We start from the raw sequence: 11,472 nt of genomic DNA, 5'->3' as shown, positions 1-11,472 counted from the left end.
GGTTCCGGCTTAAATCGCCTCGGTTTTCTCTCCGACTGGCCAGGGTCCGGGCCTCGGGAACGGCCGGAGGCTGAGAGCGTCGGGAACGCATCTCAGCCGACCCAGGACTGGGAGATAAAACGGAGGTCTGCCGCTTCAGCGGTCGATTTATTTCGCCGGGAGTCCGGGTTCTTAGGGGAGCGACGGTGGCTCCCCTGAGACGTTCACCGGTACGGTGGCTGCATATAAAACAGAGCTGAAAGTGAACGGAATATCCGCCGTTAGTTCATATACAAAGCCTGGTTGTGATGAAAAAGCAGCTTTCAAGCATCAGAAAAGGCGCTAGATAAAACTCTCCGCCTCGCTTCCCCCCCTACAGAATTCATCAAAAACACCATATGTTGCGTGGTTGCAAATTTTTAAATCAACATCTAGTATTTCTCTCAGTAAGAACACACCACCCGTGGGCAGCAAACTGCGGCGTTCCATTATTCTAAAGGGAAATACGAATCATGCGCATTACTATTTACACTAAAGATGATTGTGTTCAGTGCCATGCCACAAAACGGGCAATGGAGAGCCGCGGTTTTGCCTTCGAGATGATCAATCTCGACCTCAATCCGGAAGCGGCAGATGACCTGAGAGCCAAAGGATTTCGCCAGCTGCCGGTGGTGGTCACCGAAGCGGAAAGCTGGAGCGGCTTTCGCCCGGATATGATCAATCGCCTCTGCGTTGCCGCCAGCGTATGAGCACCCTCGTCTACTTCTCCAGCGAGTCGGAAAACACCCTGCGTTTTATCGAACGCCTTGGGTTGCCCGCCTTGCGCATTCCTCTGGAAGTCAAAGCGCGCCTGGAAGTGACGGAACCCTACATTTTAATCGTGCCCAGCTATGGCGGCGGCGGCATTGCCGGAGCGGTACCGCCTCAGGTGATCCGCTTTCTGAACAACCCGAACAATCGCGCGCTGATCCGCGGCGTGATTGCCAGCGGCAACCGCAGCTTTGGCGAAGGGTTTTGCCGGGCCGGGGACGTCATTTCACAAAAATGCCAGGTGCCCTACCTCTACCGTTTTGAGCTATTGGGCACCCCGCAAGACATCGACAACGTGCGTAAGGGAGTAAGCGAATTTTGGCAACGACAGAAGCAGTCCGTTTAGCGACGGAGAGCGTGGACTACCACGCGCTCAACGCCATGCTCAACCTCTATGACAAAGAGGGAAATATCCAGTTTGATAAAGACAAACAGGCCGTAGCCAGCTTCTTCGAGCAGCATGTGCTGCCACGCACCGTCAGCTTCCCCAACCTGCAGGCAAAGCTGGATTACCTGGTTACCGAGCAGTATTACGACGAAGCCGTGCTGACCCGCTACTCCCGCCAGTTCGTCCTTGAACTGTTTGACCGCGCCCACGGCAGCGGCTTCCAGTTTCAGACCTTTTTAGGCGCGTGGAAGTATTACACCAGCTACACGCTGAAAACCTGGGACGGGAAACAGTATCTGGAACATTTTCCGGATCGCGTTTGCATGGTGGCGCTGACTCTCGCCCAGGGGGACGAGCCACTCGCCGCACGCCTGATGGACGAGATGCTAAGCGGCCGTTTTCAGCCCGCCACGCCGACCTTCCTCAACTGCGGCAAGAAGCAGCGGGGAGAGCTGGTTTCCTGTTTCCTGCTGCGTATCGAAGACAATATGGAGTCGATTGGCCGCGCGGTTAACTCTGCGCTTCAGCTTTCCAAGCGCGGCGGCGGCGTAGCGTTCCTGCTCTCCAACCTGCGTGAAGCAGGGGCGCCCATCAAACGCATTGAAAACCAGTCATCGGGCGTGATCCCGGTAATGAAAATGCTGGAAGACGCGTTTTCCTACGCCAATCAGCTTGGCGCTCGCCAGGGCGCAGGCGCGGTTTACCTGAACGCTCACCACCCGGATATCCTGCGTTTCCTCGATACCAAGCGGGAAAACGCCGACGAAAAAATCCGTATTAAAACGCTGTCGCTTGGCGTCACGATCCCGGATATCACCTTCCAGCTCGCCAAAACCAATCAGCAGATGGCGCTGTTTTCGCCTTATGACGTAGAGCGAATCTACGGCAAACCGTTTGGCGACATCAGCGTCAACGATCTTTATCAGCAAATGGTGGACGACGACCGTATCCGTAAAAGCTGGATTAACGCCCGTGATTTCTTCCAAACGCTGGCGGAGATCCAGTTTGAGTCAGGCTACCCGTACATCATGTTTGAGGACACGGTCAACCGGGCGAATCCAATTGCCGGGCGTATCAACATGAGCAACCTGTGCTCGGAAATTTTGCAGGTGAACAGCGCCTCGAGCTATGACGAAAACCTCGATTACGCGCAGACTGGCAAAGATATCTCCTGCAACCTCGGCTCGCTGAACATCGCCCATACCATGGACTCACCGGATTTTGGCCGCACGATAGACACGGCCATTCGCGGCCTGACGGCGGTGTCGGACATGAGCCACATTCGCTCGGTGCCATCGATTGAGGTGGGTAATGCCGCCTCCCACGCCATTGGCCTGGGGCAAATGAACCTCCACGGCTATCTGGCGCGCGAAGGCATCGCCTATGGCTCTCCTGAAGGGCTGGATTTTACCAACATCTATTTCTACACCATCACCTGGCACGCGCTTCGTGCTTCCAACGCATTAGCCCGTGAGCGGAACCAGCGTTTCGCAGGCTTTGAACAATCCCGCTATGCCAGCGGCGAATACTTCCGTCATTACCTGGAGCAGGTGTGGGAGCCGAAAACGGAGAAAGTCCGGGCGTTATTTGCCCGGGCGGGCATCGCCATTCCGGGGCGTGAGCAATGGCAGCAGCTCTGCGACGACGTGCGCGAATACGGCCTGTATAACCAGAATCTGCAGGCTATCCCGCCGACGGGATCTATCTCTTATATCAACCACGCAACCTCGAGCATTCACCCGATTGTGTCGCGAATTGAGATCCGCAAAGAGGGCAAAACCGGACGCGTGTACTACCCCGCGCCGTTTATGACCAACGACAATCTTGAGTTTTATCAGGACGCCTACGACATCGGCCCGGAAAAAATCATCGACACCTACGCTGAGGCCACCCGACACGTTGACCAGGGGCTTTCGCTGACGCTGTTCTTCCGCGATACCGCCACCACCCGCGACATTAATAAAGCGCAAATTTATGCCTGGAAGAAAGGCATTAAGACGCTCTATTACATTCGTCTGCGGCAGCTGGCGCTGGAAGGCACCGAGGTGCAGGGCTGCGTGTCCTGCGCGCTATAACGCGAAGTACCACGCGAAAGTACAAGGAAAGAAAATGACGCAACTGACGCGCGTAAGCGCCATCAACTGGAACAAAATCGAGGACGAGAAAGACCTCGAGGTCTGGAACCGCCTGACCAGCAACTTCTGGCTGCCGGAGAAGGTGCCGCTCTCTAACGACATTCCGGCCTGGCAATCGCTCAGCGGCCAGGAACAGCAGCTCGTTATCCGTGTGTTTACCGGGCTGACGCTGCTGGACACCATTCAGAATACTGTAGGCGCCCCCGCGCTAATGGCCGATTCACTGACCCCGCACGAAGAGGCGGTAATGTCGAACATCAGCTTTATGGAGGCGGTGCACGCCCGCTCCTACAGTTCTATATTCTCCACGCTCTGCCAGACCAAAGACGTGGACGCCGCCTACGACTGGAGCGAGCAGAACGAAGCCCTGCAGCGTAAAGCCGCGATTATTCTGGGACATTACCGGGACAACGATCCGCTGAAAAAGAAGATTGCCAGCGTGTTCCTCGAGTCATTCCTGTTCTATTCCGGCTTCTGGCTGCCGATGTATTACTCCAGCCGTGGCAAGCTGACCAACACCGCCGATCTCATCCGGCTCATCATTCGCGACGAGGCGGTGCACGGCTATTACATCGGCTACAAGTATCAGAAAGCGCTGGCGCAGCAAAGTGCAGAACGCCAGACCGAGCTGCAAAATTTTGCCCTCGACCTGCTGATGGATCTCTACGATAACGAGCTGGCGTACAGCGAAACGCTCTACCGCGAGCTGGGCTGGGAAGACGAGGTGAAAGCATTTCTGAGCTACAACGCCAACAAGGCGCTGATGAACCTGGGTTACCAGGCGCTGTTCCCGGCAGAAATGGCGGAAGTTAACCCGGCCATCCTCGCCGCGCTGTCGCCGAATGCCGATGAGAACCACGATTTCTTCTCCGGCTCGGGCTCTTCTTACGTGATGGGTAAAGCCGTAGAAACCGAGGACGAAGACTGGGATTTCTAGTAGTCTGGCCGCTGAGTATTTTTGCGAGGTGGCCTATGTCGTTATTTCGTGTTTCTCTTTTCGCGCTGCTCTGCGGCAGCGCACCGTTAGCCTTTAGCGCACCGCTGCTGCTGGATATGGAACAGCTTGCGCACAGTAAGCAAGAGATTAGCCAGCAAAACCCCGATCTCATGCCCGCCTGGCGAGCGCTTCAGCATAAAGCTGACCAGGCGCTTATTCATCCGCTCTACAGCATCACCCAAAAAAGCCCCGGCTCTCCGGCGGGCGATCCTCATGAATATTACAGCTTTTCGGACTACTGGTGGCCTGACCCCAAAACCCCCGACGGCCTGCCGTGGGTGCGAAAAGATGGTCAGATAAACCCTGCCGCCGTAGGCAAGCAAAGCGATAAAGCGCGGCTGAACGGCATGGTTGATGATGTCTGGAACCTGGCGCTGGCATGGCAACTTTCCGGTAAGACGGCATACGCAGAAAAAGCCCGGCAGCAGTTAGTGAACTGGTTTATTACGCCGGACACCAGAATGACCCCCAACCTCGCCAACGCCCAGAGCATTCCAGGGCGGAAAGGCGTACGCGGTACGGGCATTCTTGATGGCCGGGGTTTAGTCCGGGTTATTGATGCGATTGAGCTGCTGCATGACGGTGGCCAGCTGGACGATAAAACCTGGCGCGGCCTCAGGCAGTGGTATCGCGACTATTATCAGTGGCTCACCACCAGCGAAAACGGCAAAAAAGAGGCCGCCGCTGAAAATAACCACGGCACCTGGTATGACGTTCAGGCCGCCGCGATCGCCCTGTGGCTGGGGGATAAAAACGCAGCAAAACAGCGACTGATTTCGGCTACAGAGCGTGTGCCGGTACAGTTTGACGCAAACGGCGTGCCGGTAACGGAAATTGGCCGCACGCGATCCTGGCATTACAGCAACTTTATTCTTGATGCCTGGAACCCGTTGGGAGTGCTCGGTGATAAGGTCGGCGTTAACGTCTGGCAGGCGAAAAGCGGCGAGCACAGCCTGCAAAATGGCTACCTGTATATTGCGCAGTTTGTCGATAGCCAAAAACCGTGGCCCTATCCAAATATCGAGCCTTTTAAGCCTGATGAAGCGCTGGAAAGTATCGTCACCGCAGCACATATATGGCGGGAAAATAATACCCTTCAGGAAAAGACCAAATGGCTACGCAACCGCAATAAAACGGCCGTTATAAATTTAATATCCTCTCCGTAATATTCTTGTCATTTTGGCCTGAATTATCTCCATTCAGGCCAAACATTTCCCTCATTGACAAAAAAATATCGCACCGCATTAATTCGCGCTCAGCCCAGCGCTCATGGGAAACTTCACCCACAATGAGCGCGCGGATATTTTCACATCACAAAACCGAGGGTTGCCTCAGATTCTTAGTATGTTAGGGTATATACAGGTCAATATTTCCACCAGGAATCATCTATAAATAAATCAAATACAGGAAGCTGTTTATTGCATGGCAATTAAATTAGAAGTAAAGAATTTATATAAAGTATTTGGCGAACATCCACAGCGCGCATTCAAATACATCGAAAAAGGCATTTCCAAGAGCGAATTACTGGAAAAAACGGGTCTGTCGCTTGGCGTAAAAGACGCCAGTCTGGCCATTGAAGAAGGCGAGATTTTTGTCATCATGGGGTTATCCGGCTCAGGGAAATCCACCATGGTTCGCCTTCTCAATCGCCTGATTGAACCTACCCGCGGACAGGTACTGATTGACGGTATTGATATTGCAAAAATATCAGAACCTGAACTCCGTGAGGTGCGCAAAAATAAGATCTCAATGGTCTTCCAGTCATTTGCTCTCATGCCGCATATGACGGTGTTAAATAATACCGCATTCGGCATGGAACTCGCCGGAATGCCGGTCAAAGAGCGCCAGGAAAAAGCGCTGGATGCCCTGCGTCAGGTTGGGCTTGAGAATTACGCGAACGCTTATCCCGATGAACTCTCCGGCGGTATGCGGCAGCGCGTTGGTTTAGCCCGTGCGCTGGCAATTAATCCGGATATTTTGCTGATGGATGAAGCCTTCTCGGCCCTCGATCCGTTAATCCGTACTGAAATGCAGGACGAATTAATTAAGCTACAGGCAAAACATCAGCGCACCATCGTGTTTATTTCCCACGATCTTGATGAAGCCATGCGTATTGGCGACCGCATTGCCATTATGCAGGGCGGTGAAGTGGTGCAGGTCGGCACGCCGGATGAAATTCTTAATAATCCGGCCAATGACTATGTGCGCACCTTCTTCCGCGGCGTAGACATCAGCCAGGTGTTTAGCGCCAAAGATATTGCCCGCCGTAGCCCGGCTGGCCTGCTGCGTAAAACCACAGGCTTTGGACCACGCTCGGCGCTTAAGCTGCTGCAGGATGATGACCGCGAATATGGCTATGTCATTGAACGTGGACAGAAATTTCTCGGCATTGTCTCCACCGACTCGCTGAAAGCGGCGCTGGCTGCGGGTGAAGGCCTGGATAATGCGTTCCTGGCTTCTCCGGAGGCGGTTTCCGCCGAAACCTCACTGAGCGATCTGCTCTCTCATGTCGGCCAGGCTCCGTGCGCGGTGCCGGTGGTCAGTGAAGAGGGGCAGTACGTGGGCATCATCTCAAAAGGGGTACTGCTTCAGGCATTAGATCGTGAGGGGACAAATCAATGAGTGACGCAACTAATCCGTGGGATACCGGCAGCGCGGCGACCGACGCCGCAACCAATCAGGCAGCAAGTTCGGCAGACGCATGGGGCGCACCGGCGTCGGACGCGGCTACCAGCGGGGGTGCCGACTGGCTGAACTCCGCGCCGGCGGCGGCGCCTGAGCATTTTAGTATTCTCGATCCGTTCCACAAAACGCTGATCCCGCTCGACAGCTGGGTAACGCAGGGGATCGACTGGGTGGTCACCCACTTCCGCCCGGTTTTCCAGGGGATCCGCGTGCCGGTGGATTACATTCTTAGCGGCTTCCAGCAGCTGCTGTTAGGCATGCCTGCTCCGGTGGCGATTATCATTTTTGCGCTGATCGCCTGGCAGATGTCCAGCCTCAGCATGGGCGTCGCCACGCTTGTTTCCCTGGTTGCCATTGGCGCGATTGGCGCCTGGTCCCAGGCCATGGTCACGCTGGCGCTGGTGCTGACCGCCCTGCTGTTCTGTATGGTTATCGGTCTGCCGCTGGGTATCTGGCTGGCGCGTAGCGAACGGGCGGCGAAGATTATTCGCCCGCTGCTGGATGCGATGCAGACGACGCCGGCGTTCGTCTACCTGGTGCCCATCGTAATGCTCTTCGGCATCGGCAACGTGCCGGGCGTGGTCGTAACGATTATCTTCGCTCTGCCACCGATTGTGCGCCTGACGATCCTCGGTATTAAACAGGTGCCGGAAGATTTGGTCGAGGCAGCCCGTTCGTTCGGGGCCAGCCCGCATCAGATGCTGTTCAAAGTACAGCTGCCGCTGGCGATGCCGACCATCATGGCCGGGGTTAACCAGACCCTGATGCTGGCGCTGTCGATGGTTGTTATCGCCTCGATGATCGCCGTCGGCGGCCTGGGTCAGATGGTTCTGCGCGGCATTGGCCGTCTCGATATGGGTCTGGCGACGGTCGGTGGCGTGGGGATTGTTATCCTTGCCATTATCCTCGACCGTCTGACCCAGTCCATCGGGCGTGATTCACGCTCCCGTGGCAACCGCCGCTGGTACACCACCGGCCCGCTGGGTCTGCTGACCCGTCCCTTCATTAAATAAGCCTGGCGGCGGCCTCAGGCCGCCCCTCGCCCCATCACTATTAAAAGGAATAACGATGCGACACAACGCTATTTTAGCCACAGCCCTTGCGACACTCGTTACCACCAGCGCTTTTGCGGCAGACCTGCCGGGCAAAGGCATCACCGTTCAGCCAATCCAGAGCACCATATCCGAAGAAACCTTCCAGACGCTGCTGGTCAGCCGCGCGCTGGAAAAAATGGGCTACACCGTTAACAAGCCAAGCGAAGTGGACTACAACGTCGGCTACACTTCTATCGCCTCCGGCGACGCCACCTTTACCGCCGTCAACTGGCAGCCGCTGCATGACGATATGTACGCAGCCGCGGGCGGTGACAAGAAATTCTATCGCGAAGGCACCTTTGTGACCGGCGCGGCTCAGGGTTACCTTATCGATAAAAAAACCGCTGACCAGTATCACATCACCAATATTGAACAGCTTAAAGATCCGAAAATTGCCAAACTCTTCGACAGCAACGGCGACGGCAAAGCCGACATGATGGGCTGCACGCCGGGCTGGGGCTGCGAAGCGGTAATTAACCACCAGAACGAAGCCTATAAACTTGCTAATACCGTCACCGTTAACCACGGCAACTATTCGGCGATGATGGCCGATACCATTGCTCGCTTTAAAGAGGGCAAACCGGTGCTGTACTACACCTGGACGCCGTACTGGGTGAGCGATGTGCTGAAACCGGGTAAAGACGTGGTGTGGCTGCAGGTGCCGTTCTCTTCTCTGCCGGGCGAGCAGAAGGATATCGACACTAAACTGCCTAACGGTGCGAACTACGGCTTCCCGGTGAACACCATGCATATTGTTGCCAACAAGGCATGGGCCGAGAACAATCCGCAGGCTGCAAAACTGTTTGCCGTCATGAAACTGCCGCTGACGGATATTAATGCCCAGAATGCAATGATGCATAACGGTAAGTCTTCCGAAGACGACATTAACGGCCACGTTGACGGTTGGATCAAGGCACACCAGGCGCAGTTTGACGGCTGGGTGAAAGAGGCGCTGGCGGCGAAATAAACGCCCCTCACCCTAACCCTCTCCCCAGAAGGAAGGGAAGATAAACAGACAAACATCTTTTCTCTTCTCCTTCTTTTCCCCTCTCCCTTCCAGGGAGAGGGCCGGGGTGAGGGTCAATAACCGCACGATCCGACACCCGCCTTCCCTACTGCTGACATCATTTTTCGCTATTATTCAGACCTCTCTTTGGCAAGTTGAAGATAATAATGAAAAACAATACGCATGAACTCAGCCCGGCGCTGATCGTTCTGATGTCCATCGCGACCGGCCTCGCCGTTGCCAGCAACTACTATGCGCAACCGCTGCTCGATACCATCGCCACCGCCTTTTCACTTTCGGTAAACCAGGCCGGTTTCATCGTGACCACAGCCCAACTTGGCTACGCGGCTGGCCTGCTGCTGCTGGTACCGCTTGGGGATATGTTCGAGCGCCGCGGGCTCATCGTTTTTATGACGCTGCTTGCGGCAGGCGGGATGCTGATCACCGCCACCAGCCAGTCCCTGTGGATGATGATTATGGGCACCGCGCTGACCGGGCTCTTTTCCGTGGTTGCTCAAATCCTCGTGCCGTTCGCCGCAACGCTTGCGGCACCGGAAAAACGCGGTAAAGTTGTCGGGACGATCATGAGCGGACTGCTGCTTGGCATTCTGCTGGCGCGAACCGTGGCCGGTTTGCTGGCAAGCCTTGGCGGCTGGCGTACCGTATATTGGGTAGCCAGCGTACTAATGGCCCTGATGGCACTTGCCCTGTGGCGCGGGCTGCCGCAGGTGAAGCAGGAAAGCCATCTCAACTACCCGCAGCTGCTGACGTCTATCTTTAGCCTGTTTATTAAAAACAGCCTGCTGCGCACCCGCGCCCTGCTGGGCTGCCTGACCTTCGCCAACTTCAGCATCCTCTGGACGTCAATGGCCTTCCTGCTGGCCTCACCGCCGTTTAACTATTCCGAAGGCGTTATCGGCCTGTTCGGTCTTGCAGGCGCCGCGGGCGCACTGGGTGCTCGCCCCGCTGGCGGGCTGGTTGACAAGGGCAAAGGTCACCACACCACCACCATTGGCCTGCTGTTGCTGTTGCTCTCATGGATTGCAATCGCCTTCGGTCAGTTCTCCGCCATCGCGTTGATTGTTGGCATCCTGGTGCTGGACCTGACCGTTCAGGGTGTCCACATCACCAACCAAAGTCTGATTTACCGCATGATGCCGGAAGCACGTAACCGATTGACCGCCGGCTACATGACCAGCTACTTCATCGGCGGCGCAGCCGGGTCATTAATTTCAGCCAGCGCTTACCAGCATGCAGGGTGGAATGGCGTGTGTATCGCCGGTGCCAGCGTTGCCCTACTAAATTTGGTAGTGTGGTGGCGGGGATACCAGCGGCAGGCCGATTAGCGGGTTTTCACCGCCGTCCGTAAGGGAAATTGAAGATGTAATAGCGGGGACAGTCTGTTAAGGTTGTCCCCGTTTACTAATTCGAGTGACATTAACGCAGGTTATTTATTAACACCGTATATGGATAGACCCGCAACTGTTTCAGCCGACAATCACCGCAGCGTGGCACTGTTCGTAAGACTGAAAAGCAGCTTTCCAATCGCTACCCCTCCTATCGTCAAGGCATTAGCCTCCGGCTTCGATGCCGCTAAATGCCGTTACCCCACTCGAAACCCATTTTCTTCCTCCACGCTGCTTAGCGCTCTGGGCTATGGCTCAGCGTGGTTTACGCCGATGGTGGCATCAACCAAACGTATATAAACGTATATAAACGTATAAATAATGCATTTACTTTATTTGTCACCATCGTTACTATATCGGCTGCAACTAATGAGGTTATGCCAAAATGGATAGTTCGTTCACGCCCATAGAACAAATGCTGAAGTTCCGCGCCAAACGTTACCAGGAATTCCCGTACCAGGAAGTTCTGTTAACGCGTCTTTGTATGCACATGCAGGGTAAACTGCTGGAAAACCGCAATAAGATGCTGAAGGCGCAGGGGATCAACGAAACCTTATTCATGGCGCTCATTACGCTGGAGTCCCAGGAAAACCACAGCATTCAGCCTTCAGAGCTGAGCTGTGCGCTGGGATCGTCCCGCACAAACGCAACGCGTATTGCCGATGAACTCGAAAAACGCGGCTGGATCGAACGCCGTGAAAGCGATAACGATCGCCGCTGCCTGCATCTGCATTTGACCGAAAAAGGTCACGAATTCCTGCGTCAGGTGCTGCCGCCGCAGCATAACTGCCTGCATCAGCTGTGGTCTGCGCTCGACGCCGACGAAAAAGCGCAGCTGGAAACGATCACCCGTAAGCTGCTCAACCGCCTCGACCAGATGGAAGAGGACAAAGTGATCCTCGAAGCGCTGAGCTAAGCTTTCACCGTCTGCACGTCCGACTACAATCCGATTTCACAACTACTCTCAGGCCA

10 protein-coding genes are annotated in these 11,472 nt (G+C 55.3%); all 10 read left to right on the top strand.

All coding sequences use genetic code 11. The annotated features are described in order from the left end of the window. Positions 1-491 precede the first annotated feature (491 nt). The 10 genes from nrdH to mprA all read left to right on the top strand — a co-directional run bounded on the left by nrdH (position 492) and on the right by mprA (position 11,416). A complete protein-coding gene (gene nrdH, locus VGM55_RS15890) occupies positions 492-728 on the top strand; it encodes a glutaredoxin-like protein NrdH (protein ID WP_038479580.1) in 237 nt (78 codons plus the stop codon). Further along, positions 725-1,135, top strand: a complete 411-nt coding sequence (nrdI, locus tag VGM55_RS15885; protein ID WP_008458227.1) for a class Ib ribonucleoside-diphosphate reductase assembly flavoprotein NrdI — start codon at positions 725-727, stop codon at positions 1,133-1,135. The genes nrdH and nrdI overlap by 4 nt, the downstream gene beginning before the upstream one ends. Further along, positions 1,108-3,252 carry a class 1b ribonucleoside-diphosphate reductase subunit alpha gene (gene nrdE, locus VGM55_RS15880; RefSeq protein ID WP_331635981.1) on the top strand — a complete coding sequence of 715 codons (2,145 nt, stop codon included), beginning with the start codon at positions 1,108-1,110 and terminating at the stop codon, positions 3,250-3,252. The genes nrdI and nrdE overlap by 28 nt, the downstream gene beginning before the upstream one ends. Positions 3,253-3,286: 34 nt before the next feature. Then, entirely contained in the window at positions 3,287-4,249 is a 963-nt protein-coding gene (nrdF, locus tag VGM55_RS15875) for a class 1b ribonucleoside-diphosphate reductase subunit beta (RefSeq protein WP_154189575.1), read from the top strand. 35 nt (positions 4,250-4,284) lie between these two features. Beyond that, on the top strand, positions 4,285-5,475 hold the full coding sequence (locus VGM55_RS15870; RefSeq protein WP_331635980.1) for an alginate lyase family protein: 1,191 nt from the start codon (positions 4,285-4,287) through the stop codon (positions 5,473-5,475). Positions 5,476-5,731: 256 nt separating this feature from the next. Continuing rightward, a complete protein-coding gene (gene proV / locus VGM55_RS15865) occupies positions 5,732-6,931 on the top strand; it encodes a glycine betaine/L-proline ABC transporter ATP-binding protein ProV (RefSeq protein ID WP_154189577.1) in 1,200 nt (399 codons plus the stop codon). Continuing rightward, the gene (gene proW, locus VGM55_RS15860; RefSeq protein WP_154189578.1) at positions 6,928-8,007 is read left to right on the top strand and encodes a glycine betaine/L-proline ABC transporter permease ProW; all 1,080 of its coding nucleotides are present in this window, start codon (positions 6,928-6,930) and stop codon (positions 8,005-8,007) included. The genes proV and proW overlap by 4 nt, the downstream gene beginning before the upstream one ends. A 55-nt stretch (positions 8,008-8,062) precedes the next feature. Next, positions 8,063-9,055 (top strand): glycine betaine/L-proline ABC transporter substrate-binding protein ProX, encoded by a 993-nt coding sequence (proX, locus tag VGM55_RS15855; protein ID WP_154189579.1) that lies wholly within the window; start codon positions 8,063-8,065, stop codon positions 9,053-9,055. Positions 9,056-9,261: 206 nt separating this feature from the next. After that, positions 9,262-10,440 carry an MFS transporter gene (locus tag VGM55_RS15850; protein WP_154189580.1) on the top strand — a complete coding sequence of 393 codons (1,179 nt, stop codon included), beginning with the start codon at positions 9,262-9,264 and terminating at the stop codon, positions 10,438-10,440. 445 nt (positions 10,441-10,885) lie between these two features. Next, entirely contained in the window at positions 10,886-11,416 is a 531-nt protein-coding gene (gene mprA, locus VGM55_RS15845; RefSeq protein WP_154189581.1) for a transcriptional repressor MprA, read from the top strand. Positions 11,417-11,472 lie beyond the last annotated feature (56 nt).

The sequence above is a fragment of the Cedecea sp. genome, assembly GCF_036500665.1.
Classification (GTDB): Bacteria; Pseudomonadota; Gammaproteobacteria; order Enterobacterales; family Enterobacteriaceae; genus Cedecea.
The sequence above is the reverse complement of the archived record's forward strand: the minus strand, read 5'-3'. Positions and strand labels throughout refer to the sequence as shown.

Coding starts and splice junctions, on each gene's coding strand:
- nrdF (WP_154189575.1), top strand. CDS start 3,287: ATGACGCAACTGACGCGCGTAAGCGCCATCAACTGGAACAAAATCGAG.
- nrdI (WP_008458227.1), top strand. CDS start 725: ATGAGCACCCTCGTCTACTTCTCCAGCGAGTCGGAAAACACCCTGCGT.
- VGM55_RS15850 (WP_154189580.1), top strand. CDS start 9,262: ATGAAAAACAATACGCATGAACTCAGCCCGGCGCTGATCGTTCTGATG.
- proV (WP_154189577.1), top strand. CDS start 5,732: ATGGCAATTAAATTAGAAGTAAAGAATTTATATAAAGTATTTGGCGAA.
- nrdH (WP_038479580.1), top strand. CDS start 492: ATGCGCATTACTATTTACACTAAAGATGATTGTGTTCAGTGCCATGCC.
- mprA (WP_154189581.1), top strand. CDS start 10,886: ATGGATAGTTCGTTCACGCCCATAGAACAAATGCTGAAGTTCCGCGCC.
- proW (WP_154189578.1), top strand. CDS start 6,928: ATGAGTGACGCAACTAATCCGTGGGATACCGGCAGCGCGGCGACCGAC.
- VGM55_RS15870 (WP_331635980.1), top strand. CDS start 4,285: ATGTCGTTATTTCGTGTTTCTCTTTTCGCGCTGCTCTGCGGCAGCGCA.
- proX (WP_154189579.1), top strand. CDS start 8,063: ATGCGACACAACGCTATTTTAGCCACAGCCCTTGCGACACTCGTTACC.